22 protein-coding genes are annotated in these 25,933 nt (G+C 68.9%); 13 read left to right on the forward strand and 9 right to left on the reverse strand.

What is annotated here, in order from left to right; genetic code table 11:
* Window positions 1-456: 456 nt before the first annotated feature.
* The 5 genes from sphst_RS02860 to sphst_RS02885 form a co-directional block, all read right to left on the reverse strand.
* Window positions 457-1,458, reverse strand: a complete 1,002-nt coding sequence (locus sphst_RS02860) for a BRO family protein (protein WP_081877383.1) — start codon at window positions 1,456-1,458, stop codon at window positions 457-459.
* A 414-nt stretch (window positions 1,459-1,872) separates the two neighbouring features.
* Complete coding sequence (locus sphst_RS20265) at window positions 1,873-2,244, reverse strand: hypothetical protein (protein ID WP_159043487.1); 372 nt, start codon at window positions 2,242-2,244, stop codon at window positions 1,873-1,875.
* A 57-nt stretch (window positions 2,245-2,301) separates the two neighbouring features.
* Window positions 2,302-3,129, reverse strand: coding sequence for a formate dehydrogenase accessory sulfurtransferase FdhD (gene fdhD / locus sphst_RS02875; protein ID WP_107045120.1), 828 nt, complete (start codon window positions 3,127-3,129; stop codon window positions 2,302-2,304).
* A complete protein-coding gene (gene mobA / locus sphst_RS02880) occupies window positions 3,126-3,731 on the reverse strand; it encodes a molybdenum cofactor guanylyltransferase (protein WP_325049421.1) in 606 nt (201 codons plus the stop codon). The genes fdhD and mobA overlap by 4 nt, the downstream gene beginning before the upstream one ends.
* On the reverse strand, window positions 3,638-5,926 hold the full coding sequence (locus sphst_RS02885; RefSeq protein ID WP_056405509.1) for an FdhF/YdeP family oxidoreductase: 2,289 nt from the start codon (window positions 5,924-5,926) through the stop codon (window positions 3,638-3,640). The genes mobA and sphst_RS02885 overlap by 94 nt, the downstream gene beginning before the upstream one ends.
* Window positions 5,927-6,051: 125 nt before the next feature.
* On the opposite strand from sphst_RS02885, the gene trxB reads away from it, so the two are divergent.
* Window positions 6,052-7,020 (forward strand): thioredoxin-disulfide reductase, encoded by a 969-nt coding sequence (trxB, locus tag sphst_RS02890; protein ID WP_031395129.1) that lies wholly within the window; start codon window positions 6,052-6,054, stop codon window positions 7,018-7,020.
* A 311-nt stretch (window positions 7,021-7,331) separates the two neighbouring features.
* Here trxB and sphst_RS02895 read toward each other — a convergent pair whose 3' ends face one another.
* From sphst_RS02895 to sphst_RS02905, 3 genes are read right to left on the reverse strand one after another with little or no spacing between them, the layout of a single operon-like run.
* Window positions 7,332-8,144: a hydrolase 1, exosortase A system-associated gene (locus tag sphst_RS02895; RefSeq protein WP_107045121.1), complete on the reverse strand. Its 813-nt coding sequence runs from the start codon at window positions 8,142-8,144 to the stop codon at window positions 7,332-7,334.
* Window positions 8,132-8,794, reverse strand: coding sequence for a hypothetical protein (locus tag sphst_RS02900; RefSeq protein WP_107045122.1), 663 nt, complete (start codon window positions 8,792-8,794; stop codon window positions 8,132-8,134). Before sphst_RS02900 ends, sphst_RS02895 begins: the two co-directional genes overlap by 13 nt.
* 11 nt (window positions 8,795-8,805) lie before the next feature.
* On the reverse strand, window positions 8,806-9,084 hold the full coding sequence (locus sphst_RS02905; RefSeq protein WP_107045123.1) for an acyl carrier protein: 279 nt from the start codon (window positions 9,082-9,084) through the stop codon (window positions 8,806-8,808).
* A gap of 77 nt (window positions 9,085-9,161) precedes the next feature.
* Here sphst_RS02905 and sphst_RS02910 point away from each other — a divergent pair, with 77 nt between their 5' ends.
* The 12 genes from sphst_RS02910 (at window position 9,162) to sphst_RS02970 (ending at window position 24,810) form a co-directional block, all read left to right on the forward strand.
* Window positions 9,162-10,688 (forward strand): acyl-CoA ligase (AMP-forming), exosortase A system-associated, encoded by a 1,527-nt coding sequence (locus sphst_RS02910; RefSeq protein WP_107045124.1) that lies wholly within the window; start codon window positions 9,162-9,164, stop codon window positions 10,686-10,688.
* A complete protein-coding gene (locus tag sphst_RS02915; RefSeq protein ID WP_107045125.1) occupies window positions 10,688-11,929 on the forward strand; it encodes a pyridoxal-dependent decarboxylase, exosortase A system-associated in 1,242 nt (413 codons plus the stop codon). The genes sphst_RS02910 and sphst_RS02915 overlap by 1 nt, the downstream gene beginning before the upstream one ends.
* Window positions 11,930-12,057: 128 nt before the next feature.
* Window positions 12,058-12,702: an XrtA/PEP-CTERM system exopolysaccharide export protein gene (locus sphst_RS02920; protein WP_031393819.1), complete on the forward strand. Its 645-nt coding sequence runs from the start codon at window positions 12,058-12,060 to the stop codon at window positions 12,700-12,702.
* A gap of 11 nt (window positions 12,703-12,713) precedes the next feature.
* Entirely contained in the window at window positions 12,714-14,237 is a 1,524-nt protein-coding gene (locus tag sphst_RS02925; protein WP_107045126.1) for an XrtA system polysaccharide chain length determinant, read from the forward strand.
* 10 nt (window positions 14,238-14,247) lie between these two features.
* Entirely contained in the window at window positions 14,248-15,279 is a 1,032-nt protein-coding gene (locus tag sphst_RS02930) for an AAA family ATPase (RefSeq protein ID WP_107045170.1), read from the forward strand.
* On the forward strand, window positions 15,276-16,928 hold the full coding sequence (locus tag sphst_RS02935) for a hypothetical protein (protein ID WP_234387277.1): 1,653 nt from the start codon (window positions 15,276-15,278) through the stop codon (window positions 16,926-16,928). Before sphst_RS02930 ends, sphst_RS02935 begins: the two co-directional genes overlap by 4 nt.
* A gap of 12 nt (window positions 16,929-16,940) precedes the next feature.
* Window positions 16,941-18,014, forward strand: a complete 1,074-nt coding sequence (locus sphst_RS02940; RefSeq protein ID WP_056405515.1) for an ExeA family protein — start codon at window positions 16,941-16,943, stop codon at window positions 18,012-18,014.
* Between the two features lie 43 nt (window positions 18,015-18,057).
* The gene (locus tag sphst_RS02945; protein WP_056405678.1) at window positions 18,058-18,885 is read left to right on the forward strand and encodes an XrtA system polysaccharide deacetylase; all 828 of its coding nucleotides are present in this window, start codon (window positions 18,058-18,060) and stop codon (window positions 18,883-18,885) included.
* Window positions 18,882-19,913 carry a FemAB family XrtA/PEP-CTERM system-associated protein gene (locus sphst_RS02950; protein ID WP_107045127.1) on the forward strand — a complete coding sequence of 344 codons (1,032 nt, stop codon included), beginning with the start codon at window positions 18,882-18,884 and terminating at the stop codon, window positions 19,911-19,913. Before sphst_RS02945 ends, sphst_RS02950 begins: the two co-directional genes overlap by 4 nt.
* On the forward strand, window positions 19,910-21,421 hold the full coding sequence (locus sphst_RS21040; RefSeq protein WP_234387278.1) for a glycosyltransferase: 1,512 nt from the start codon (window positions 19,910-19,912) through the stop codon (window positions 21,419-21,421). The genes sphst_RS02950 and sphst_RS21040 overlap by 4 nt, the downstream gene beginning before the upstream one ends.
* A complete protein-coding gene (gene xrtA, locus sphst_RS02965) occupies window positions 21,418-22,923 on the forward strand; it encodes an exosortase A (protein WP_107045128.1) in 1,506 nt (501 codons plus the stop codon). Before sphst_RS21040 ends, xrtA begins: the two co-directional genes overlap by 4 nt.
* Window positions 22,924-24,810 carry an XrtA/PEP-CTERM system amidotransferase gene (locus sphst_RS02970; protein ID WP_107045129.1) on the forward strand — a complete coding sequence of 629 codons (1,887 nt, stop codon included), beginning with the start codon at window positions 22,924-22,926 and terminating at the stop codon, window positions 24,808-24,810.
* A gap of 22 nt (window positions 24,811-24,832) precedes the next feature.
* On the opposite strand, the gene sphst_RS02975 is transcribed toward sphst_RS02970, so the two are convergent.
* Complete coding sequence (locus tag sphst_RS02975) at window positions 24,833-25,867, reverse strand: alpha/beta hydrolase (protein WP_107045130.1); 1,035 nt, start codon at window positions 25,865-25,867, stop codon at window positions 24,833-24,835.
* Window positions 25,868-25,933: the final 66 nt, after the last annotated feature.

Genomic DNA, 25,933 nt, shown 5'->3' on the forward strand with positions numbered 1-25,933 from the left:
CGAGTTTACGAACCGCCCCCGCCAGGGGCATATGGAAACCGAAGCTAAGTTATCAGCGGCCTGAAAACGGGGAGCAGGTCAGAGCCGACCTATCTTCTTTCCAGAGAAGCCGGAAGATAAGCGCATGGCACCGCACGGTGATTCGATTGCGAACTAGCCGCTGTAGCGGCGGCGAGTACGACCGCGACGAGAGGGCGGCGCAGGCGCGTTCGAGCTTACGACTTTGTGCGATTGTCGGATCAGCTGGCGGGCATTGCTGGCCGGTTCATTTCATCGGTCAACGACACGCCCGGCGCTCGAGAAATGTTCGGTCGGTTCGCCATGGCACGGCCGATACGACGTGGACCATCGGCACTGCAGTCAGCGGAGCGAGGCGGGTGACCGAGCTGCTCGTTTCGTACCTTTGAAGCGAACGGCCCGACGGGGAGACCCCGTCGAGCCGCTCCAAAAGCACAACTACTTCGGTATGCGCTTCCCGCCCTCAGTAAGCTTTACTGGATCGGATGTTCGCTTGTCGGTGCCTAAGAAGTTTTTCTGGCTGACAACGCGCTGTCCGGTCTGCCTTTCCAAATCCTGGCGCGCACGTCCTGCGACACCACCTCCAGCGACTGCCGCATCCTTGTTGGCGCGTAACCCCTGAGCGTCCCTAATCTGGGCAACCTCCTGGGTAGACCTCTCGCCTAACATCATGAAAATCAGTTCAAGATCGGACATGTGGTCCCGAAGATTATGACTTTTCTTAAGGCCCTTTAGCTGTTTGTGACTGTCGACGCCGACGCCGCCAAACGTCGCCATTGAGACGATATTTGTTAGCAGGCCGTATTGCTGACCCTCGATGCCCCGTTTCTTCCATTCGTTCGTAAGCTCCTTACGAACGACGATGGAGCGAACGCGCTTTTCAATCCAATCATCTGATCGACCCTGGAGCTGATAAGTGAGGATCGCTCGCTTGATAGCGAGCTCTGGATTTTGGATTTCTTGGATGCGTTCGAAGCCGACCCGCGCCAGCCATTTCTTAAAAGGCTCAGCGTTCGGCGAGCGGATGGCCTGGATAATCCGCAAGAGCGTTTCGACGGTAGCCGCATCCGTTTGGTACATTTTACCGTCGGCCGCAGCCATCGGCAGTTGTACGATGTCATCGTACAACTCAGACGCGCCATCTTTCTCAATGAGCTGGCGCTTCAGGTCACTCCAGTACCGCCGCGCATTGGTCGACTGCGTGATTGCGCCGACAACGTCGACGACCGAGAACCACCACTCGTCCTCATGGCATACTTTCCGGATCTCGTGACCTTTGAAGATAACGAGCTGCGCTTCTCCCTCCGGGACCAAGTCGCCGGTGGAGGAAGGGGATTCCGATCCCGCCTCTTCCCTAGTTGCCTTATCGTACCGGCCGTACGCCTCATCACGTCGCATATTGAGTCCGAAGGCTTCCTCAATTTCGTTAGGGTCGCTCATGCATTCCTCCGCGATTCGGGTTTGGCCTTTTCGGCACTCTACGCCGTTATAGGGATAGCCGAGCGATTCTTTGCGCTCTGAGTTATGGGTGCCATCTGACCCCGGTAACGAGCTATTTAGAAGAGCCGCCGACGTGCGCCTAAAAATCGCGAATGCCGATCGGCTTCCCGAAGTAGGGAGAGCGCAACCCGTGACCTAGCTCCGTGAAAAACCGCGGCACGCCTTCCCGAACGAAGTCCGAAAGATAGCTCGCTCGCCGGTCGAGCATGCGCGATAGCGCGGCTAAACTATCCCCGCGTGCCGGGGCGGCGGCGAGCGCCCCGCGCGGATCAACCGACCCATTGCGTAACTTCGCGGTGATGGCGCGCGTCACATACACAACCAATCGGTCTCGGCACCTTGGGTGCGGCGAACCTATCGCCGTCTGCCTGCAAGCTTCCCGGCGACCCGGTCGACCTCGTCCGCCAGCCCGGCAACCCGCACAATCACATGGCCGTCGCGGTCTTCACAATGACAAGCAAAACGTGCGTTAGGTACCTGGGGCGAGTTAAGGCGCAGTGGATCGGGAGCAAGATGGACCGAGGTGTCGATGTCATCGCGATCGTCGAGCGCATACGCAGCACCGGCCTGAACGGCTCGGCACTCGGGCTCATGCCTAGGATCGACATGGAGGGCGAGATACCAGAACTGCCTGCCATCGACGGCGATGTGGTATCCGTAGTGCGTCACCATCGAACCGCTGCCAACTGACGCTTTGGGCGGAGCCGGAGTGAAATATATTTCCATGGTATAATACGTGGTATCGTTCGATTTGTGACGAAGATTATCGCTTATTTTCAAATGCTAATTGCCGACTTTGGGGTAGTCTCCTTCGCTACCATTTTCAAACACACCGAACGGGTCGTTGACGACCAGGATCGCGTCGCTGCGGGCGAGCGCGAGCAGCGTCAGGCCGTGTGCGCGCGCGTGATCGATCGCGAGACTGGTCGGCGCGGAAATCCCCACCAGCATCGCCACGCCCGCGACCAGTGCCTTGTCGACCATCTCGAAGCTGATCCGCGAGGTGACGAGGATGAAGGCGGGGGGCTCGCTCGACCGGATCGCCAGCCCGCCGACGAGCTTGTCGAGCGCATTGTGGCGGCCGACATCCTCATAGGCGGCCAGTACGGCTCCCGACCGGTCGCAGGCGGCGGCAGCATGGATAGCCCCCGTCGCGGCATTGAGCGGCTGGTGCGCGCGCAGCCCGGCCAGCGCGGCGAAGATCGCGGTGACGGGCACGTCGGGGCGGGGCGGGGTACCCGCCACCGGCTTTCGCAACTGTTCGAGCCCGGAAATGCCGCACAGCCCGCAGGACGTGTCGCTGGTCCGGTGGCGGACGCGGTCGTGGATCCGCCCCCTGCACCGCTCCGACAGGCCGACCCGGACGATCCAGCCCGCCTCCGCCTCGAATACGTCGATGTCGCGCACGTCGTCGGCGCTGTCGGCGAGCCGCTCGGTCAGCAGGAAGCCGGTGGTGAAGGCGGGCAGGTCGGCGGGCGTCATCATCATCACCGCATAGCCAAGCCCGTCGATCTCGATCGCGACGGGCACCTCGATCGCGATCGCGCGCGTACCCGCCGCGACGGCGTCGGGGCGCAGGATAGTGATCGCTTCGGTACGGGCAGTCGTCACAGCGCAGCCATGTCCTCGGGGGTGTTGATGTTCGGGATGGCCCCGTGCGCAGGGATCGGCAAGGCGCCGATCGCCTCGGCCCAGCCGCGCACCGAGCGTCGCGGCGACGATTCGATATGCGCGATCAGCGCTGCGGCGGACGCGGTCTCCCAATGCCCCAGCACGGGCGCATCGGGGCAGAAGGCAGGGGCGCGGCGGGCCAGCGCCGCCAGCAGCCCGTCGGGCAGCACGGGCACGTCGCAGGCGATCGTGAGGACCGAGGTATAGCCCAGACCCGCCGCATGATGCAGCGCCCCCGCTATGCCTCCCAGCGGCCCCAGATCGGGCCCCGGCAGATCGCGGATCAGGCCGTCCCGCCCCGCGACCACCGCGTCATCGACATGTGGCCCGAGCAGCGCGCAGGCGTGGTCCGCAAGGCGACGGCCGTCGAGCAGCGCCTGCGCCTTGTCCGACCCGAACCGCGACGATCGCCCGCCCGCCAGGACGACGCCGAGGATCCTGGGCGTGCTCAGCGCGTCTTCTCGATCCGCACCGGCACCGACTTGGCGGCAGGCACATGGCTTTCGCGCGCATGATGCGCGACCGGCATCAGCAGATTGCACTCGGGGTAATAGGCCCCGACGCACCCTTCCGGAATCGAATATTCGACGACGCGCAGCTTGTTGAAGCGGCGGTCGCCATTGTCGCCCGCATCGCCGACCAGATCGACGTCGTCACCGTCGGTCAGCCCCATGCGCAGCATGTCGCTGCGGTTCATGAAGACGATGTCGCGCGTGCCCTTCACGCCGCGGAACCGGTCGTGATAGCCATAGACGGTGGTGTTGAACTGATCGTTCGACCGCAGCGTCATCAGCCGGAACCGCCCCTCGCTCTCCTCGAACCCCGTGACGTTGAGCGAGTGGGGGACGTTGATCTCCGCTTTGCCGCTCTCGGTCAGCCATTCGCGGTGCGCCGCCGGCACGCCCTTCCAGAAGCCGCCGGGGGTGAACATCTTGGCGTTGAAGTCGGAGAACATGTCCGGATAGGTCTCAGCGATCGCATCGCGGATCCGCGCATAGTCGCGCACCCACGCGTCCCAGTCGAGCTTCGGATTGGGCGCCAGCGTCGCCTTGGCGATACCCGCGAGGATCGCCGGCTCGGACAGCAGCGTCTCCGCGGCGGGCGTCGCCTTGCCCTTCGAGCCATAGATCTGGCTGAACGAATCCTCGACCGACACGCTCTGCGGCCCGGTGCCCTGCATGTCGGTCTCGATCCGGCCGAGGCAGGGGAGCAGATAGCAGGTCTTGCCGGGCAGCAGGTGCGAACGGTTGAGCTTGGTGGCGATGTGCACCGTCAGGTCGATCCCGCGCCACGCCGGCTCCATCCGCGCATGGTCGGGAATCGCGCGGACGAAATTACCGCCCAGGCCGATGAACGCCTGCGCTTCACCCTCGAGCACCGCCTCACACGACGCGACCGTGTCCCAGCCCAGCTCGCGCGGCGGCTCGAAGCCATATTGCTCGGCGAGTTTGTCGAGCGGGGCGAGCTCCGGCTTTTCGGTGATCCCGACCGTGCGCTGCCCCTGGACGTTCGAATGGCCACGGACGGGGCCCATGCCCGCGCCGGGCTTGCCGATATTCCCGCGCAACAGCATCAGGTTGACGAGCATGTGCACGTTGTCGATCCCGCCGACATGCTGGGTCAGGCCCATGCCGTACACCGCGATGACCGCCTTCGACTTGGCATAGACCTTGGCGGCCGATTCGATCTCGACGCGCGACAGCCCGCTCTCATGCTCGATCGTCGCCCAGTCGGTGCCGCGCGCGACATCCGCGAACTTCTCGAACCCGGTGGTATGCTCGGCGAGGAAGGCGTGGTCGAGGATCCGCAGCGTGTTGAGTTCGCGCGCGCGATCATCCGCCTCGATCAGATATTTGCACATCCCCATCAGCGCCCCGACGTCGCCGCCGGTCTTCACCTGATGATATTGCGAGGCGATCGGCGTCGACTTGCCGGTGACCATCTCCAGCGGGTTTTGCGGATCCTGGAATTTCTCGAGCCCGCGCTCCTTCAGCGGATTGAAGACGACGATCTCGACTCCCCGCTTGGCGCAGTCGCGCAGCGGGTGGAGGAAGCGCGGGCTGTTCACGCCCGGATTCTGCCCGAAATAGAAGATCGCGTCGCACTTCTCGTAATCGGACAGGTGGATCGTCCCGACCGCCGAGCCGATCGCTGATTTCAGCCCGACCGAGGTCGTCTCGTGGCACATGTTCGAACTGTCGGGCAGGTTCTGGCTGCCGTACATCCGCGCCATGAGGCTGTACATGTACGAGGTCTCGAGGCTCGCGCGACCCGAGGCGTAGAAGATGACCTTGGTCGGGTCATAGGTCTTGAGCTTCGCACCGATCCCGGCGAACGCCTCGTCCCAGCTGCACGCGGCATATTTGTCGGTGGTCGCGTCATATTTCAGTGGATGCGTCAGGCGGCCGGCCTGTTCGAGATCGAAATCCTTCCAGCCGAGCAGCTCGGTGACCGTATGCTCCTGAAAGAAGGCCGGCGTCACGCGGTAGGATGTCAGCTCCCACGCAGTCGCCTTGGCGCCATTCTCGCAGAATTCGGCGGTATGCGGATGCGCGGGCTTGCCCCAGGCGCAGCTGACGCACGCAAAGCCCTCGGGCTTGTTCTGCCGCGTGAGTTCGCGCAGCGCTTCGGGGCCGATCTTCTCGCGCGCGGATATCTCCACGAGCGATTTCATCGACCCCCAGCCGCCGGCGGGTGCGGTATAGTCTTCGATCTCGATGGTCCGGTCGTCGCTCATACGTCTCTCCGCTTTTGCCTTCCAACGAAGCGGGGCGGCAAACGATGCACGCCGATTGCGGTGGCGATGGTTCAAATCGCACGCGCCATCGCCTAGATGGGATCCGAAACTCCAAGGATATCACGATGACGACGCACACGACCCGCATGCTCATTCTCGGTTCCGGGCCTGCCGGGCTGTCGGCCGCGATCTATGGCGCGCGCGCCGGGATGGCGCCGATCGTCGTCCAGGGGATCCAGCCCGGCGGCCAGCTGACCACCACCACCGATGTCGAGAATTATCCCGGCTTCAAGGACGTCATCCAGGGTCCGTGGCTGATGGAGCAGATGCAGGCGCAGGCCGAGCATGTCGGCACGCGGATGATGTGGGACACGATCGTCAAGGTCGACGTCAGCAGCCGCCCGTTCCGCCTCACCGGCGACAGTGGCGACGTCTATGAGGGCGAGACGCTCGTCATCGCGACCGGCGCGCAGGCCAAGTGGCTCGGCATCGACAGCGAGGAGCCGATGAAGGGCAAGGGCGTCAGCGCGTGTGCGACCTGCGACGGCTTCTTCTATCGCGGCAAGAAGGTCGCGGTGATCGGCGGCGGCAACACCGCGGTCGAGGAGGCGCTGTACCTCACCAACCATTCGCCCGACGTGACGCTGATCCACCGCCGCGATTCGCTGCGTTCGGAGAAGATCCTCCAGGAGCGGCTGTTCGCGCACAAGGGCGTGACCGTGCTGTGGAACAAGGAAGTCCGCGAATTCGTCGACGGCGGCGGCAATGCCGGGCTCGTCGCGCTCGAACTCGAGGATACGGTCACGGGCGAACGCTCGCGCCTCGCGGTCGATGGCGGCTTCGTCGCGATCGGCCACCACCCCGCGACCGAGCTGTTCCGCGGGCATATCGATCTCGATTCGGACGGCTATATCTCGGTCGAGACCGGCTCGACGCGCACCAGCGTCGAGGGCGTCTTCGCGTGCGGCGACGTCGCCGACAAGGTCTACCGCCAGGCGGTGACCGCGGCAGGCACGGGCTGCATGGCCGCGCTGGACGCGGAGCGGTTCCTGGCGGCGGCGGAATTCGCGGAACTGGCCGAAGCCGCGGAGTAAGCGCGGGGGGCGTGCGTTTGATCCACGCCCCCTCGTTCGCATGATGGGGGAGCGTGCTCTCGCCCCCTCACACCCTCTCGTCATCCTGACGAAAGTCAGGACCCAGAGCCAAGGACGGCGTCGCCCGTAACCCTGGATCCTGACTTTCGTCAGGATGACGAGAGTAGAGGTGCCAGTGTTCCCCTCACACCTTTCGCCATTATGACGGACGGGGGAGTGCCAGCGTCCCCCCACAACCTCCGTCATCCTGACGAAAGTCAGGATCCAGAGCCAAAGACGGCACCGCCCGTAACCCTTGGTCCTGACTTTCGTCAGGATGACGAAGTGGGGGAGGCGGGGGCCTGTGCATCGTCCGTGCGGTCGATCACGGCCCTGAGCTCCGCCTCCAGCGCAACCGCAGCGGAACCAGCGAAGCTGTGCGAATCGGTAGCCAGCCGCATGATCCGCGCTTCGCCGCCGTAACGCGCCGCAAACACCTGCGCCGTCACGTCACCGGTCGCGAGCAGAATGACGACACGCGCCGCCCAGCCATCGATCGCGCCGCAGACCCGGCTCGCAAGGTCGCCCTCGACCGCTCCCGACGCCCGCGACACCCTCACAAGACCCCGGACCAGCTTGCGCAGATCGATCCCACCGCGGATCAGGCTGAGCCACGCGGCCGGATCACGCAGCCGCGCGGCATAGCGCGCGCGGATCGCAGCGGCAGGGGGCAGGTCGTCGGTCGGCGCGATCACCCAGGGGTTGGCCAGGAGCAGCCGGTCGACCCCCGCCGCCGCGCCGAACAGCGCGAGCGCGCTCGCCGCGTCGCAATTGCCGAATCCGACCAGCCGCGTGACCTGCGGCGCGGCGGCGCGGAACGCGGCGGCGGCGGCGACCAGATCGGCCTGCCCCGACAGAAAGCCGCCATTCTCGCCACTCGAATCGCCGATGCCGCGGCGGTCGTAGCGGAACACCGGCGTGCCCCCCGCCGCCAGTCGCCGCGCAAGCATCGCCATGCCGCGGTGCGCGCCGCTGCGGATCTCGTTGCCGCCCGACACGATCAGCAGCCCGGTCGCGCCCGCCGCATCGTCGAGCGTCGCGACCAGCGTCTCGCCCTCGCAGGGGACCGCGATCAGCCGCCGCATGTGGCGATCCACCCGGCGATGTCCGCGGCCAGCGTGTCGGAGAGCGCCGCATCGCTGCCGGGTTCCGACCGCCGCCACAGCGGCGCGCCGGGATAGCGCGCATCCGCCGGGCGCGGGTCGCTCTCGAGTCGAACCGTTCGCGACGCGGCGCGCGGTACGGCGTCCTGCAGATCCGCGAGCAGCGCCTCGGACAGGCTGTTGCCCGCATAACCCTCCGCGTCGGGCATCGTCGACGCGGCGCGGATCCGGTTCAGGTCGCGCAACAAATCATCGCCCGCCTGCGGTGCGAGCCGCCATCGCCCAGCAAGACTGGCATCGCAATCGACGAGCGCACCGCTCCGAATCGTGACCGCGTAAACTGGCGCGTCGAGCGTGCCGACGAGCGCGGCAAACGCCTGGCGCAGGTCGAGCAAACGCAGGTCGCGCGTCTCGACCACACTCTCGCCGGTACCGGGCAGATCAGGTAGGATGCTGCCGATCCCGCGCCCGGCCAGCGCGCGCAGCATCGCGACGAGGAACGCGCGCGTCCGGTTCGCCTCCTCGAACAGCGGCAGCACCGCGACGACCAGCGGTCCGGCATCGGGGCCGAAGCGCAGCATCGTCTCGCGCCCGCCGGCCCAGTCATTGCGATCGAAGCGGGGGCCGGTCATCCCGGCCGAGGCTAGACCAGCGCCTTGCGCACCGCAAACTGGACGAGCGCGCCGAACGTCTCGAGCATCTCGCCGTCGATCTCGTCATCCTCGATCAGGATGCCGAGCCGGTCCTCGAGCTCGGTCAGCACGCTCGCCACCGCCATCGAATCGAGTTCGGGGAGCGCGCCGAACAACGGCGTGTCGTCAGTGAATGCCGCGACTCGCTCGGCGCTAAGGCCAAGGATGTCGGCAAGGACGGCGCGGACCGTCGTTTCAACCTGGGAAGTACCTTCGAAGATCACGAGCATCGCCTGAACCGTTGCGAACCGGGCCCCGCTAGCCTGTGGGGGTGAATTCGGCAACGGCTTGGCGCTATGGAGGACCCATGACCCCGCCCGACCCCGTCCCGTTTCCGATCGATCACCTGACGTCGCGCGGCGCAGCCGACGACGTTGCGCTGATCGACCGCGCAGGGACGATGACGTTCCGCGACCTCGAAACCGCGGTCGCCGCGCTCGCGGGTTGGCTGGCGGGGCAGGGGTTGGCGAAGGGTGAGCGCGTCGCGACCTGGCTGCCCAAGACGCGGGTCGCCTGCGTGATGCCGCTCGCGGCGGCGCGCGCGGGGCTGGTCCATGTTCCGGTCAACCCGCTGCTGCGGCGCGCACAGGTCGCGCATATCCTCGCCGACAGCGGTGCTGTGCTGCTGGTGACGCAGGGCGCGCGCGCGGCGACGCTCGAGCCGGGCGACGTGCCCGCGGACTGCGCAATCGTCGACGAGACCGCGCTCGATCTGCAAGGCGAGGGCGGCCCGGGCCCGTCCGATGCCGATCCGGCGACGCTCGCCGCGATCCTCTACACCTCGGGATCGACCGGGCGGCCCAAGGGGGTGATGCTGAGCCACGCCAATCTGTCGCTCGGCGCGGTGTCGGTCGCGCACTATCTGAAGCTCACGCGCGACGACCGGGTGCTGGGCGTGCTGCCGCTGTCGTTCGATTACGGCCAGAACCAGCTCTTCTCGACCTGGGCGGCGGGCGCGGCGGTCGCGCCGATCGACTATATGGTGGCGCGCGACGTCGTGAAGGCGGTCGAGCGGGTCGGCGCGACGACGCTGGCGGGGGTACCGCCGCTCTGGGTGCAGTTGCTTGAGGCGGACTGGCCGGCGGAGACCGCGGCGCGGCTGCGGCGGCTGACCAATTCGGGCGGCGCGCTGACCCCGCGGCTCGTCGCAGGGCTGCGTGCGCGGTTCGCCGGCGCGGATATCTACGCGATGTACGGGCTGACCGAGGCGTTCCGCTCGACCTATCTCGACCCGTCGCTGATCGACGCGCACCCCGACGCGATGGGGCGTGCGATCCCGTTCGCGCAGGTGTCGGTGATCCGGCCCGACGGCACCCGCGCCGCGCCGGGCGAGCCGGGCGAGCTGGTGCATGCCGGGCCGCTGGTCGCGCAGGGCTATTGGCGCGATGCCGAGCGGACCGCGCAGCGCTTCCGCCCGGCACCCGACGGTGACGGCATGGCGGTCTGGTCGGGCGACACGGTGGTCGAGGGCACGGACGGGCTGCTCCGCTTCGTTGGCCGCGACGACGAGATGATCAAGAGCGCGGGCAACCGGATCAGCCCGCTCGAGGTCGAGGAGGCGGTACTCGCCGGCAACGAAGCCCGCGAGGCGGTCGCGGTCGGTGTGGCCGATAGCCGGTTGGGGCAGGCGATTGTCGTGATGCTCGCGGGCGACGCGGCGGACGAGCCCGCGCTCAGGACCCGGTTGCGCACCGCGCTGCCGAGCTTCATGCAGCCCGCCGGCTATCTGTGGCGCGACGCGCTGCCGCGCAACGCCAACGCCAAGCTCGACCGGTCCGCGATCGCGGCCGAGGTCCGGGCATGGTCGTCTGCACAGGAACAGGGACAGGCATGATGAAGCCGATGGGGGCGCTGCCGCCCGAATATGCGCACCAGTCGGGCGCGCTGACGATCGGCGGGCGGTCCGCGGAGGCCTGGGTCGCACACGCCGGCGACACGCCGCTGTTCGTCTATGACAGCGCCATCGTCGCGGCCCGGATCGCGCGGTTCCGCGCGGCGATGCCCGCGATCGACCTGCATTATGCGATCAAGGCGAACCCGCATTCGGACCTGCTCGCGGCGGTCGCACCGCTGGTCGACGGGCTCGACGTCGCATCGGCGGGCGAGCTCGGCATGGCGCTCGCGGTCAAGCCGGCGCAAGCGATCAGCTTTGCCGGTCCCGGCAAGCGCGACGACGAACTGACGGCAGCGATCCGCGCGGGCGCGACCCTGAACGTCGAGTCGGAGGGCGAGGCCACGCGCGGCTTCGCGATCGGCGCGCGGCTCGGCATCGCGCCGCGGATGGCGGTGCGCGTGAACCCCGATATCGAACTGCGCGGATCGGGAATGCGGATGGGCGGCCGCGCCTCGCCCTTCGGCGTCGATGCGGAGCGTGCCGCGGCGCTGGTCCGCGACATCGTCGCGGCGGGCGCGGACTGGCGCGGGTTCCACATCTATGCGGGCAGCCAGGCGCTCGACGCGGGCGCGATCATCGAGACGCAGGCCGCGACGCTCGACCTCGCCGCGCAGCTGGCCGACGCGGCGGGCCATGCGCCGCCGCTGGTCAATCTGGGCGGCGGGTTCGGCGTGCCCTATTTCGCCAACGACGTCGCGCTCGACGTCGAACGGGTCGGCGCGGCGCTGCACGGGGCACTCGAGACACGCGCGGCGGTGCTGCGCGACACCCGGTTCGCGATCGAGCTCGGGCGGTGGCTGGTCGCCGAGGCCGGCGTGTACCTGACCCGCGTGATCGACGTGAAGCACAGCCAGGGCGAGACCTTCGTCGTGGTCGATGGCGGGCTGAACCATCAGCTCGCGGCGAGCGGCAATTTCGGCACTGTGGTCCGGCGCAACTATCCGATCGCGGTCGCCGCGCGGATGGGGGAGGCGGCCGCCACGGACGCAGTGTCGGTCGTGGGACCGCTGTGCACCCCGCTCGACCGGCTCGGCGACCGCGTCGCGCTGCCGCCGGTCGTGCCCGGCGACCTGATCGCGATCTTCATGGCGGGCGCATACGGCGCCAGCGCGAGCCCGGCGGCGTTTCTCGGGCATCCACCCGCGCTCGAGATCGTTACTTCAGTCCAACCCCAGCCATGAGCGTGGCGGCGGGCGGGGTTGCGGGGCGCTCCTAAACGCTATCTTCACCTGTTTCCCTGCATAGCCCGTGCGAGTTTAACCGGCCATCGGACACCCGTTGCCGGGATGGCGCCAGGAGATCAGTGCCCATGCGTTCCGGACCCGTTTCCCGTTCCCTGTTCACGCTGGGGCTCGCCGCGTCGTCGCTGGCCGCCTGCAGCAGCACCGGCGGTCCGCCCGAACTGCCGCCCGCGGCCTATGTCGCGAACAAGGAACTGCCGGGCGAGGAATATGTGATCGGCCCGCTCGATCAGCTCAACATCTTCGTCTGGCGCAATCCCGAACTGTCGTCGAAGGTCCAGGTCCGCCCCGACGGCCGGATCACGACGCCGCTGGTCAACGACATGTCCGCGGTCGGCAAGACGCCCGCCCAGCTCGCCGACGACATGAAGAAGGCGCTTGGCGAATATGTCAAAAACCCGATCGTCTCGGTCATCGTCGAGAATTTCAGCGGCACCTACAGCCAGCAGGTCCGCATCGTCGGCGCGACCGAAAAGCCCGCCTCGATTCCCTATCGCGCCAATATGACGCTGCTCGACGCGATGATCGCGGTCGGCGGGCTCAGCCAGTATGCGGCGGGCAACAAGGCGCGGCTGGTGCGCTACGACCGGGCGAGCGGCAAGCAGAGCGAGTTCTCGCTGCAAATCTCGAACCTGTTGAAAAAGGGCGATTCGTCCGCCAATGTCAGGCTTGAGCCCGGTGACGTCATCATCATCCCCGAATCGATGTTCTGAGGCGTGGCGGTATGAACGGCATCTATGACGAGGCGCGGGTCGCGCTGCACGCGATCTGGACGCGGCGGTGGCTCGCGCTCGCGATCGCGTGGGGCGTGTGCGTCCTCGGCTGGCTGTTCGTGTCGCAGATTCCGAGCCGCTATGAATCGCGCGCGCGCGTCTTCGTCCAGATGCAGAACCTGCTGCCCGCGAGCATGGACCAGCCCTCCGGCTCGAGCCGCACCGACATTGACACGATCCGCCAGACGCTGACCTCCGCGGTCAATCTGGAGAAGGTCGTGCGCGGCACCGACCTTGCCAACACGGTTGCCAGCGACCGCGACGTCGCCGACCGCGTCGCCAGCCTCGCCCAGTCGATCAAGGTGACGTCGGCGCAGGACAATCTGTTCGAGATCGCGACGTCCGCGGCGAGTCCGAAGCTGGCGCGGACGATCACGCAGAAGCTGATCGACATCTTCGTCGAGGGCAATCTGGCGGGCGACCGGACGAGCACCAGCCAGAGCCTCAGCTTTCTCGACAAGCAACTGGCGCAGCGGCAGAAGCAGCTCCAGGACGCGGAGGCCAAGCGCGCCGACTTCCAGAACCGCTATCTCGGCGCGCTGCCCGGCACCGGGTCGGTCGCCGACCGGATCGGCGCCGCGCGGTCGCAGATGGCGCAGGTCGATGGCGATCTCGCCGCGGCGCAATCAGGGCTCGCCGCGGTGCAGGGACAGATGGCCGGCGTGGCGCGGACGGTCGCGGGCAGCGGCGGTGTCGCCGGCGCGGCCGGACCCGCACGCGCCCGGCTCGCGGCGATCCAGGGGCAGCTCGCCGATGCCCGTGCGCGGGGCTATACCGAAAGCCATCCCGACGTCGTCGCATTGCGCGCGCAGCTCGCCCAGGCGACCGCGGCGGCGCGCGGCGAACCGCTGTCGGGGGGCAGCGGCGCGGGCTCGTCGCCCAATCCGCTCTATGTCTCGCTGCAGGCGATGATGGCGGACAAGCAGGCGGCGGTCGCATCGCTCAGGATCCGTCGCGCGCAGCTGCAGGGCGATCTCGACCAGCTCAACGCGAAGCTGTCCGAGGATCCGACCGTCGCTGCCGAACAGGGCGCGATCGACCGCGATTATCAGGTGCTGAAGGACCAGTATGACCAGCTGCTGACCCAGCGCGAACAGATCGCCCTCCGCGGCCAGGCGCAGTCGCAGACCGATCGCGTCAAGTTCAGCGTGATCGACCCGCCGACCACGCCGCAAAAGCCGAGCGCACCGAACCGGATGCTGCTGCTGACGGGCGTGCTGATCGCCGGGCTCGGCGCCGGGATCGGCGGCGCGTTCCTGCTCGGCCAGCTCCGCGGCACGTTCGCGACGAGCGCCCGGCTCGAACGCGTCGCGGGAATGCCGGTGATCGGGTCGATCGGCGAAGTCGTGACGCGCACCCAGTCCGAGCTGCGCGCCAAGCAGTTCCGGATGTTCCTCGGCGGCACGGCAGCACTCGGCGCCGCCTATGTGCTGCTGCTGGGCGTCGAGATCCTGCAGCGTGGCCTGGCGGCCTGAGGACGTGACCATGCGTAGCAAGATCCCCCAGTCGAACGGTACCAGCGGCGAGCCGCCACGCGCGCCGTCGCTGCTCGAACGCGCCGCCACGGTCTATGACTTCAACCAGCACGTGCGGGCCCGGCCGCCGGTGCCGCCGGTCGAACCGGCACGCGCGCCTGAGCCTGCCGCCGAGCCCGTTGCCGCGTTCGAAGCCGACGCGCCGGACTCCGACGATGCGACCTTCCTCGCGATCCCGCCCGAGCTTCGCGCGCCGATCGGGCAGGAATTGCCTGACGAGTTCCACCTGCCGCTGGTCGCCAGCGACACGGCGATGATCGATCGCGGGATGCTGGCGGCGAACGGCATGATGGTGCCCGGCGCGCCGGTCGGCCCGCTGGCGGAGGAGTTCCGCCTCATCAAGCGGCAGCTGCTGATCACGCGCGCGCAGATCGAGGCCAGCACGGTGCCCGACAAGGCGCGCACGATTCTCGTCTGCTCGGCGCGGCCGAACGACGGCAAGACCTTCTGCGCGATCAACCTCGCACTCTCGATCGCGGCCGAGCGTGATACCGAGGTGCTGCTGGTCGATGCCGATGTCGCCAAGCCCGACGTGCTGCGGCAGCTCGGGCTCGACGATGGCCCCGGCCTGCTCGATGCGCTGGCCGACACGAGCATCGACGTCGAGACGCTGGTGATCCGCACCGACGTGCCGCATCTCTCGATCCTGCCCGCGGGCGACCGGACCACGATGGATACCGAACTGCTCGCCAGCGCGCGGACCCGTGCGGTGCTCGCGCGGCTGCTCGCGGCGGATCCGCGGCGGATCGTGATCTTCGATTCGCCCCCTGCGCTCGCCGCGTCGCCCGCGGGCGTGCTCGCGATGCTGGTCGGGCAGGTCATGCTCGTCGTCCGCGCCGATCACACGCCCGAGAGCGAGGTCCGCGCCGCGGTCAACCGGCTCGACAGCTGCGAGCATATTCAGCTGGTGCTCAACGCGGTGTCGTTCGTCCCCGGCGGCGCGCGGTTCGGCAGCTATTACGAGCAAGGCGGCGCGCGGTGAGCGATGTCCGCCTGATCCTCGGCGGCGCGGCGGCGCTGTTCGTCGCGGCGCCCGCGCTCGCCCAGTCCGACTCCGCGTCCGGAAGCGGGCAGGGCGCACGGCGCGTCGTCGTCCGGCCCTATATCGAGGCGACGCAGATCCTCACCGCGGATCTCGGCGGCGGCGACGTGCTCACCTACACCTCGCTCGCCGCCGGCGTCGATGCGGCGGTGTCGACCGCGCGGATCAACGGGCAGGTCAGCTATCGCTACGAACGCCGCTTCGCCTATGACGACGATATCGGCGACACCGACATCCATTCGGGTCTCGCGCGGGTCGAGGCGCAGCTGACGCGCAACCTCTCGCTGGAAGCGGGCGGGATCGCCACGCGCTCGCGCTCGGACATCCGCGGCGCCGCGCCCGGCGTGCTGGTCGGCAACGTGTCGAACATCGCGCAGGTCTATGCCGTCTATGGCGGGCCGAATTTCGCCGCGCAGGCGGGCGACGTCGCGCTCAACGCGAACTACCGGCTCGGCTATACCAAGGTCGAGACCCCGACCTTCGGCACCGCGGCGACCGGTGGCCAGCGGCTCGATTATTACGACGATTCGATCGGCCACACCGCGACGGCCAGCGCGGGGTTCCGGCCGGGCACGCTGCTGCCGGTCGGGCTGACCGCGAGCGCGGGGTTCGACCGCGAGACCGCAGGCCAGCTGAGCCAGCGCTACCAGGGCTATTTCGGCCGCGGCGACGCGGTGCTGCCGGTGTCGCCCTATGTCGCGCTGACCGCGGGCCTCGGCTATGAACGGATCGAGACGAGCCAGAAGGATGCGCTGGTCGATGCCGCGGGCGTCCCCGTGCTCGACCGCGACGGCCGGTTCCGGACCGCGCCGGGATCGCCGCGCCGCATCGCCTATCGCACCGACGGGCTCTATTACGACGCGGGCGTGATCTGGCGGCCGAACCGGCGCACCTCGGTCGAGGCGCGGATCGGCGAACGCTATGGCTCGCTCAGCTTCACCGGCACCGCGACCTACCAGGCGTCGAAGGACATCGGCGTCGCGGTCAACGTCTATGACGGTGTGCAGACCTTCGGCCGCCAGCTGCGCACCGGCCTCGCCAACCTGCCGACGAGCTTCCTCGCGCCCAACCAGGGTTTCGCGCAGCAGTTCAACGGCTGCGTCTTCGGCGCGACCGGCGCGGCGCCGGGCGGCTGCCTCGACGACGTGTTCCAGTCGATCTCCACCTCGAGCTACCGTGCGCGCGGGATCGACGCGGTGCTCGTCGCGACGCGCGGGCGGACGACGTTCGGCGGCGGCATCGGCTATGCCAATCGCCGGCTGTTCGCGCCGCGCGGCGCGCCCGGCCTCGTCGTCACGGGCCTCGAGGACGAGAGCTATTACGGCCAGCTCTATTTCGCGCGGTCGCTGTCTTCGGTATCGGGGATCAATGCGACCGCGTTCGTGAACTATTTCGACAGCCAGCTCGGCGGCGGTTTCGTTACCGCGGGCGATGGCGGGGTCTGGTCCTATGGCGCGACCGGCACCTATTACCGCAATTTCGGACGGCTCGGCACGACCGCGTCGCTCGGGTTATACAGCTTCAAGGTCGGCGACTTCGACAGCGACTGGTCCGCACAGGCGCTGCTCGGTGCACGGTATCAGTTCTAGGATATTTGGCAGATGTACGACGAACATTACGGACTGACGGGACGCCCGTTCCAGCTCACCCCGGACCCCCGATTCTGGTTCGAATCGGGGACGCATCGCAAGGCCATGGCGTATCTCGGCTATGGTCTGGCGCAGGGCGAGGGCTTCATCGTCATGACCGGCGATATCGGCGCGGGCAAGACCACGCTGGTCGGGCATCTGATGGACACGATCGACCATCAGAGCCTGAACGCGATTCGTCTGGTGTCGACCGCGATCGAGGCGAGCGACCTGCTGCGGATCGTCGCGACCGCGCTCGGTGTCGACCCGGCGGGGCTCGAAAAGGCACAGCTGCTCACCGCGATCGAACGCGGGCTGCACGCCGTCGCGCGGACCGGCAAGCGCACGCTGCTGATCGTCGACGAGGCGCAGGCGCTGCCCGTGTCCGCGCTCGAGGAACTGCGGATGCTGTCCAATTTCCAGACCGCCGGCCATGCGCTGCTGCAGATCCTGCTGCTCGGCCAGCCCGAATTCCGCGACCGGCTCCACGGTTCCGACGGGCTCGAACAGCTGCGCCAGCGGGTGATCGCGATCCACCATCTCGATCCGATGGAGCCGCACGAGGTCGCCGACTATATCGCGCACCGCCTGTCGGTGGTCGGCTGGGAGGGCAATCCGGCGTTCACCGACGACGCGGTCGCCGCGCTGTTCGACGGGTCGGACGGCATCCCCCGCCGCCTCAACATGCTGGCGGGCCGCGTCATGCTCTATGCCGCGATCGAGGATCTGCGCGTCATCGACGGCGCCGTCGTCCGCGCCGTGCAGAGCGACCTGACCGCGGACCTGCCGACACTCGCGACGACGCCCACGCCCGAGCCCGCCCCCGAACCCGCCGCCGAACCCAAGGCACAGCCCCGCGCCACGCCCGACCCCGCCACCGACCCTGCGGTCCTCGACCGTCTCGCGATGCTCGAGGCGCGCGTCGAGCAGCAGGACCAGGCGCTGCGCCGCGTCCTGACCTTACTCGTCGAGTGGGTCGAGGGCGACGAGCCCAGGCCCGATTACAAGCCGATCCGCGGCGCGTCGCACTGGCACGACGCGGCGTGATCCGGTGACGACGGCGGTAACGGCCGGCCCGATCCGCAACGGCATGTCGGTCGATGTCGAGGACTGGTTCCAGGTCGGCGCGTTCGAGACGGTGATCGACAAGGCGGACTGGGACAGCCTCCAGCCGCGCGTAGAGGCGAATACCGATGCGGTGCTCGCGCTGTTCGCCGAAAGCGGCGTGCACGCGACCTTCTTCACGCTCGGCTGGGTCGCGCACCGCTACCCCGCGCTGATCCGCCGGATCGTCGATGCGGGACACGAGATCGCGAGCCATGGCTGGGACCACCAGCGCGTCTTCACGATGGATGCAGGCCTGTTCCGCGCCGACCTCGCACGCGCGCGCGCGGCGATCGAGGATGCGGCGGGGCAGCGTGTCACCGGCTACCGTGCCCCGAGCTTCTCGATCGACCAGCGCACGCCCTGGGCGCACGCCGTGCTGGCGGAAGCTGACTATGCCTATTCGTCGAGCGTCGCACCGCTCGCGCACGATCATTATGGCTGGCGCGACGCACCGCGCTTCGCCTTCCGCCCGCTGGCCGACAGCGCATTGCTCGAAGTGCCCGTCACCGTCGCGCAGTTCGGCACGCGTCGCGTCGCCACGGGCGGCGGGTTCTTCCGGCTGCTGCCCGCCGCGCTGATGGATTTCGCGGTTCGCCAGGTGAACGCCGCCGACCACCCGGCGATGTTCTATTTCCACCCCTGGGAAATCGATCCCGCCCAGCCGCGCGTCGCGGCGGCGCCCTTGCGCTCGAAGATCCGGCATTATTCGCGGCTTGGCGCGATGGCGGGCAAGCTGCGCGGACTGCTCGGGCGGCATGACTGGGGCCGCGTCGATGCCGCGGTCGCGGTCGAGGCGGGTCGGCTGCGGTGACGACGGCCACCGTGCGCGAGGCGGATCTCGCCGACGCGGACGAGCGCGCGCGGATCGCGGCGTTCGTCGATGCGACGGCGGCGGCGACGCCGTTCCATCTGCCCGCGTGGAGCATCGCGGTCGCGCGCGGTTGCGGCCAGCGCGCACGCTATCTGGTCGCGGAGCGGGGCGGGACGATCACCGGCGTGCTGCCGCTGACCGAGATGCGGTCGCCGCTGTTCGGGCGCGCGCTCGTCTCGGCGGGGTTCGCGGTCGATGGCGGCGTGCTCGGCGATGCCGCGGTCGAGCCGCTCGCCGCGGCGGCCTGGGATCTGGCGCAGCGGCGCGGCTGCCCGTCGGTCGAGCTTCGCGGTGGCGCGGTGCCCGCGGGGTGGGACAGCGACGCGGACAGCTATCTGGGGTTCGCACGCGATCTGGCGGCGGATGACGATGCGGAGCTCCTCGCCATCCCGCGCAAGCAGCGCGCCGAGGTGCGGCGCGCGCTCGGCCTCGACCTCAACATCGCGACCGGCCGCGACCGCGCAATGCTCGCCGAGCATTATCGCGTCTATGCCGAATCGGTGCGCAATCTGGGGACGCCGGTCTTTCCCGCGCGGCTCTTCCGCTCGGTCGTCGAGACGATGGACGCCGACGTACTGACCGTCCGCCACCGCGGCCGCGCGGTCGCGAGCGTGCTCAGCCTCTATCACCGCGGGACGGTCTATCCCTATTGGGGCGGCGGGACCGAGGCGGCGCGCGGCCTGCGCGCGAACGACCGGATGTATTTCGCGCTGATGGCGCATGCCCGTGCGCGCGGCTGCACGCGGTTCGATTTCGGACGGTCCAAGACCGGTACCGGCGCGGCCGCGTTCAAGAAGAACTGGGGATTTACGCCCGTGCCGCGGCTTTATGCCAAGCGCAGCGACGGCCCCGCGCGCGAGGTCAATCCGCTCAATCCCAAATATGCGCTGATGGTGCGTAGCTGGAAGAAGATGCCGCTCTGGGCGGCGAACCTCGCCGGACCGTGGATTTCCCGGGGTCTGGGGTGAGCGACCTGCTGTTCCTCGCGCACCGGGTGCCGTTCCCGCCCGATCGCGGCGACAAGATCCGCAGCTTCCACGTCCTCCGCTATCTCGGCGCACGCATGCGGGTCCATCTCGTCGCATTTGCCGACGACGCGGCGGACCTCGATCCGCCGGCCGCCTTCACGGACATGCTGGCGAGCTGCACGATCCTGCCACGCGGCAAGTCGCAGATGCGCGCCGGACTCGAGGCGCTGGCCACCCGCAAGCCCGTATCGCTGACGGCGTTCGCCGCTCCCGCCATGCAGGCCGCGGTCGACCGCATCCTGCCTCGGGTCGACGGCATCTACTGTTTCTCGGGTCAGATGGCGCAGTACCTTCCCGATGACGGGGCCCGCGTCGTCATGGATTTCGTCGACATGGACTCCGCCAAGTTCGCAGGCTTCGCGGACGACTCCCGCGGTGCGATGCGCTGGATGATGCGCCGCGAGGCACGGCTGTTAGGGGCCTTCGAGCGGGAGATCGCGTCGAGGGTCTCCGCCAGTTTGTTCGTCAGCGAAGCCGAAGCCGCCCTGTTCCGCACCGGCGGCGCTACCGGGCGCATCCTCGCGGTCGAGAACGGCATCGATTCAACGACGTTCGACCCGGCGGGGAAGGTTGGGCAGGCTGGCAAGTCTGGGCAGGCCGCAACCCCACCCTACCACCCCGGCGAAGGCCGGGGCTCAGTTGGAAAGGCCGCAGTAACACCGGACAGTCCGTCGCCCTCAACGTCCCCCAACTGGACCCCGGCCTTCGCCCGGGAAGTGAAGGGCGGCACGCCCGACCCGGCTGCGCATCGCGGGCAGGCCGCAACCCCATCCCACCACCCCGGCGAAGGCCGGGGCCCAGTTGGAAAGGTCGCAGTAACAGCGGACAGTCCGTCGTCATCGACGTCGCCCAACTGGACCCCGGCCTCCGCCGGGGAGGTGAAGAGTGGGCTGGTCATCGGCAGCGCCCAAGCAGACCCACTGATCGTCTTCACCGGCCAGATGGACTACCGCCCCAATATCGACGCCGTGACCTGGTTCGCCTGCGACATCCTCCCCCGGATCCGCACGCGCCACCCGACGGCCCGGTTCGCGATCGTCGGCCGCGCCCCAACCCCCGCAGTGCAGGCGCTGGCAGGCGATGCGGTGATCGTCACCGGCGCGGTCGACGACGTGCGCGGCTGGCTCGCCGCGGCCGATGTCTGCGTCGCCCCGCTGAAGCTCGCCCGCGGCATCCAGAACAAGGTGCTGGAGGCGATGGCGATGGCGCGGCCGGTCGTCGCCTCGGCGGCGGCGGCGGAGGGCATCGACCACGCCGGCACGATCCGCGTCGCGGCGGACGCGCGCGAATTCGCCGCGCAGGTCCTCGCGCTGCTCGAAGCGCCCGCCGACGCGGCCGACCTCGGGCGGGCCGCGCGCGCGCAGGTGCTGCGACGCTATGGCTGGGACGCGCGGCTTGCGCCGCTCGATGCGCTGTTCGGAGTCGATGGCAGCCGGTCCCCATCGTGACCGATCGCCCCGCGACGTCCTGGCCCCGGCATCTGCTCGCGCTCGGCGTCGCGGCGACCCTGTTGCTCGTGCTGTTCCGCCGCGACGTCGCCGATCTGACGACGATCTGGTGGACCAGCACGACCTTCGGGCATTGTCTGTTCATCGCCCCGGTGATCGCCTGGCTGGTGTGGCAGCGGCGTGGCGAGCTCGCGCAACTGACGCCGGTCGGCTGGTGGCCGGGGCTGGCGCTGGTCGCGGTCGGCGGGGCAGGTTGGCTGATGGGCGACGCGGCCTCGGTCAATCTCGCGCGGCAAGTCGGGCTGGTGCTGATGCTGCAGGGCGCGGTCGTCGCGATCCTCGGCCCCAATGTCGCGCGCGGATTGCTGTTCCCGCTCGGCTATGCGCTGTTCCTCGTGCCCTTCGGCGAGGGGATCGAGCCGCCGTTGCAGGCGGTGACCGTCGCGATCGTCACGCCGCTGCTGCATCTGGTTGGCGTGCCTGCGGTCGTCGACGGCGTGCTGATCCATGCCGGCCGCTATTATTTCGAGGTGGCGGAGGCGTGTTCGGGCGCGAAGTTCGTGATCGCGATGGTCGCGTTCGGGGTGCTGGTCGCCAATGTCTGCTTCGTCTCATGGCGGCGGCGCGCGGTGTTCCTCGCCGTGTCGGTGGTCGTGCCGGTCGTCGCCAACGGGTTTCGCGCCTTCGGGACGATCTGGGCGGCGGAGCTGACCTCGGTCGAGGCGGCGACGGGGATCGACCACATCGTCTATGGCTGGCTGTTCTTCGCGCTCGTGATGGCGGCGGTGCTGGCGATCGGCTGGCGCTGGTTCGACCGCGCACCCGACGATCCCGCCTTCGATCCGACGCGACTGCAAACGGTCCCGCGCTATCGGGGCGACCTCGCCACCGTCACGCTGCTCGTGCTGGTGGTGGCATCGGCGTTTCCCGCGTGGAGCACGGCCATCGCCGGGCGGCGGCAGATGCTGCCAGCGCAGATCACGCTGCCCGACGTGCCGGGCTGGCACCGCGTCGATGTCAGCGTCCGCGCGCCGTGGATGCCCTGGTATCCCGGTGCGGACCATTATCTCTTCGGCCGCTATGCCGACGCGTCGGGCGCGACCGTCGACATCGCGCTCGCGGTATTCGGGCGGCAGGGCGACGGGCACGAGCTGATCGCGTTCGGCACGGGGGTGCTGCGCGAGGAGGATCGCTGGGTCCGCGTCGCCGATCTTCCCCCGGTCGCGGACGCTGCGGGCGCGCGCGGTTCGGCGATGCGGATTACCGCGCCGGGACCCGTGGAGCGCATCGTCGCGACGTGGTACCGGGTCGGCGATGCTACCACCGATGACGGGATGATCGTGAAGATCGAGACGATGAAGGCGCGGCTGCTCGGCGGACCGCAGCGCGCGGTTGCGGTGCATCTGTCGGTCGAGGGCGGCGATCCGCGACCGATGGCGCGCTTCCTTGCCGCGCTCGGACCGGTCGGCGCGGTCGCCGATCACGCCGCGGGCCTGCGCTGAATGTGCGGAATTGCCGGGATCTTCCACCCGGGCACGCCAAAGCCGGTCGATCCGAACCGCATCCAGGCGATGATCGCCGCGCTCGCGCATCGTGGTCCCGATGGCGACGGCATCTGGACCGCGCCGGGCGTCGGGCTGGGGCATCGCCGGCTGTCGATCATTGACCTCGAAGGCTCGCCACAGCCGATGTCGGACGGCGAGCTGACGATCAGCTACAACGGCGAGATCTACAATTTCGCCGAGTTGCGCGCCGACCTGATCGCAGGCGGCGCGCGGTTCCGGACCGCGGGCGATACCGAGGTGCTGCTGCATGGCTGGCGCGCCTGGGGGCCGTCGATGCTCGACCGGCTGAACGGCATGTTCGCCTTCGCGATCCACGACGCCGGCGCCCGCGCGCTGTTCCTCGCGCGCGACCGGCTGGGGGTGAAGCCGCTTCATTATGTCGAGCTGGCGGACGGCTCGGTCGCGTTCGCCTCCGAGTTGAAGGGCCTGCTCGCCAACCCGCTCGTCCGGCGCGCGCCCGATCTGTCTGCGGTCGAGGATTACATGGCGCTCGGCTATGTCCCCGACGACGCCTGCCTGGTCGCAGGCGTGAAGAAGCTCGCGGCCGGGCATTTCCTGCTGATCGAGCGCGGGCGCGGCATGCCCGCGCCGCGCCGCTGGTGGGACGTCGACTTCTCCAACCGCGCGACCGGCTCCACCAAGGCGCTGGGCGAGGAACTGGTCGATCGGATGCGCGCGGGCGTGCGGTCGCGGATGGTCGCCGACGTGCCGCTCGGCGCGTTCCTGTCGGGCGGGGTCGACAGCTCGGCGGTAGTCGCGCTGATGGCGGAGGCGAGCCCGCGCGCGGTCCGGACCTGCACGATCGGCTTTGACGAGGCGGGGCATGACGAGCGCGGCCATGCGACGACGATCGCACGCCGCTTCGCGACCGATCATGCCGAGCGGGTCGTCGACCCCGACGATTTCGCGCTGATCGACACGCTGGTCGCCGCGTTCGACGAGCCGTTCGCCGACGGATCCGCGCTCGCCACCTATCAGGTCTGCGCACTGGCCCGCGAGCGGGTGACGGTCGCGCTGTCGGGCGACGGCGCGGACGAGGCGCTGGCAGGCTACAGGCGCTACCGCTTCCAGGCCGCGGAGGAACGCGTGCGCGGCCTGCTGCCCGCGCATCTCAGGACGCAGATATTCGGCGCACTCGGCCGGCATTATCCCAAGGCCGACTGGGCCCCGCGACCGTTCCGCGCGAAATCGACCCTGCTCGCGCTCGCGGCAGGCGGGGGCGAGGCCTATGCCCGCTCGGTCGGCGTCACGACGCCCGAGGTGCGCGCGCGGCTGTTCTCGGGCGGCGCGCAGGCCGCGCTGGGCGGCTACCGCGCGGAGGAGCGCTATGTCGCGACGATGGCCGCCGCCCCCGCGCGCGACGCGATCGACCGCGCGCAATATGCCGATCTCAAGCACTGGCTGCCCGGCGACATCCTGACCAAGGTCGACCGCACCAGCATGGCGGTCGGGCTCGAGGCGCGCGAACCGCTGCTCGACCACCGGCTGGTCGAGTTCTGCGCGACCTTGCCCGTCGGCATGCGGCTGCGCCACGGCGAGGGCAAATGGCTGATGAAGAAGGCGATGGAGCCCTATCTGCCGAAAGAAATCCTCTACCGGCCGAAAATGGGCTTCGTGACGCCGATCAGCGCATGGTTCCGCGGCACGCTGGCGGGCGAGGCGAGCGCGCTCGGATCGTCGCGGATGCTCGCCGAGACGGGGTGGTTCGACATGGCCGCGATCACCGCGCTCGCCGAGGCGCATCGCGGCGGGCGCGCCGAGCATGGCCGCACGTTGTGGCAGCTGATGATGCTCGAACGGTCGCTGAAGCGGGTGTTCGGCTAACCCCGGGCACGCACACCCGTCGTCAGAGCGGCGCTTCGGGCCCGATCGCCTCGCGCATCCAGCGGTCGAACAGCTGCGGCCAGAGCGAACCCGGCGAGCTCGCGGGCAGCCGAGTGCCGAACCCGTGGCGCCCACGACGCAGGATATGCGCCTCGACCGGAATGTCGACGCGGCGCGCGGCGGCGAGCATGTCGAGGCTGTTGGCGACCGGCACCGTGTCGTCGTCCTCGGCATGGACCAGGAACAGCGGCGCGTCGCCGCTGCGCAGATTGCGGTCGATCGCATAGCGCGCCTGCATCGCCGGATCGGGATTGGGCCCCAGCAGCTGCGCGCGCGACCCGCCATGGCTGCGCCCCGGATCCATGTTCGACACCGCGTACATCAGCCCCGCAAAGGCCGGCCGCGCCGACAGCCGGTCCGCGGCATCGACCGGGCGATAGACTTCGAGGCCATGATGGATCTCGAGCGACCCGGCGAGATGCCCGCCCGCCGAAAAGCCGAGCACGCCCAGCGTCTCGGGGTTGATCGCATAGCGCCGCGCATTGGCGCGGATCAGTCGCATCGCGCGCTGCACGTCGGACAGCGGCACGTTGGCGCGGTCCGCCCAGCCTTCGCCAGGCAGCCGGTAGCTGAGCACGAACACCGTGATACCGAAGCCGTTCAGCACCCGTGCGACGTCGATCCCCTCGTTGCGCAGCGAGGTGATCGAATAGCCGCCGCCGGGGCAGACCAGCACCGCACGGCCATCGGGGCGGGCGGCGCGGAACACGCCGACCTCGGGCTGGACGACGCCGCGCATCTGCACGTCGCGGTAGCCGCCCGGGCGTCCGGTGATCATCGGGCGCGGGCGCGGCAGCGGGGTCGGCGCGCCGGCGGGAATGCCGGGCCACAGCGCGAACCGCTCGGCGGGTGGCCAGACCGGATCGCCGGCGAGACGCGCGCCTCGACTGGCGCTCCCGTTCGTCGCGGACTGGCCGGCGGCGTCGGAGAGCAGGGCGGCGGGGGCGATCCCGGCCGCGAGCGGCAGGGCGAGCAAGGTTCGGCGGTCGAAGGTCATGGCGCGGTAGCTAGCCGATCCCGATCGCGCAGGGGAAGGGGCGATCGACACGCATCGCCGGCAATG

The organism is Sphingomonas sp. STIS6.2 (assembly GCF_000732685.2).
Lineage (GTDB): Bacteria > Pseudomonadota > Alphaproteobacteria > Sphingomonadales > Sphingomonadaceae > Sphingomonas > Sphingomonas aerolata.

Coding starts and splice junctions, on each gene's coding strand:
- sphst_RS02860 (WP_081877383.1), bottom strand. CDS start 1,458: ATGAGCGACCCTAACGAAATTGAGGAAGCCTTCGGACTCAATATGCGA.
- sphst_RS20265 (WP_159043487.1), bottom strand. CDS start 2,244: ATGGAAATATATTTCACTCCGGCTCCGCCCAAAGCGTCAGTTGGCAGC.
- sphst_RS02885 (WP_056405509.1), bottom strand. CDS start 5,926: ATGAGCGACGACCGGACCATCGAGATCGAAGACTATACCGCACCCGCC.
- trxB (WP_031395129.1), top strand. CDS start 6,052: ATGACGACGCACACGACCCGCATGCTCATTCTCGGTTCCGGGCCTGCC.
- sphst_RS02895 (WP_107045121.1), bottom strand. CDS start 8,144: ATGCGGCGGCTGATCGCGGTCCCCTGCGAGGGCGAGACGCTGGTCGCG.
- sphst_RS02900 (WP_107045122.1), bottom strand. CDS start 8,794: ATGACCGGCCCCCGCTTCGATCGCAATGACTGGGCCGGCGGGCGCGAG.
- sphst_RS02905 (WP_107045123.1), bottom strand. CDS start 9,084: ATGCTCGTGATCTTCGAAGGTACTTCCCAGGTTGAAACGACGGTCCGC.
- sphst_RS02910 (WP_107045124.1), top strand. CDS start 9,162: ATGACCCCGCCCGACCCCGTCCCGTTTCCGATCGATCACCTGACGTCG.
- sphst_RS02915 (WP_107045125.1), top strand. CDS start 10,688: ATGAAGCCGATGGGGGCGCTGCCGCCCGAATATGCGCACCAGTCGGGC.
- sphst_RS02920 (WP_031393819.1), top strand. CDS start 12,058: ATGCGTTCCGGACCCGTTTCCCGTTCCCTGTTCACGCTGGGGCTCGCC.
- sphst_RS02925 (WP_107045126.1), top strand. CDS start 12,714: ATGAACGGCATCTATGACGAGGCGCGGGTCGCGCTGCACGCGATCTGG.
- sphst_RS02930 (WP_107045170.1), top strand. CDS start 14,248: ATGCGTAGCAAGATCCCCCAGTCGAACGGTACCAGCGGCGAGCCGCCA.
- sphst_RS02940 (WP_056405515.1), top strand. CDS start 16,941: ATGTACGACGAACATTACGGACTGACGGGACGCCCGTTCCAGCTCACC.
- sphst_RS02945 (WP_056405678.1), top strand. CDS start 18,058: ATGTCGGTCGATGTCGAGGACTGGTTCCAGGTCGGCGCGTTCGAGACG.
- sphst_RS02970 (WP_107045129.1), top strand. CDS start 22,924: ATGTGCGGAATTGCCGGGATCTTCCACCCGGGCACGCCAAAGCCGGTC.
- sphst_RS02975 (WP_107045130.1), bottom strand. CDS start 25,867: ATGACCTTCGACCGCCGAACCTTGCTCGCCCTGCCGCTCGCGGCCGGG.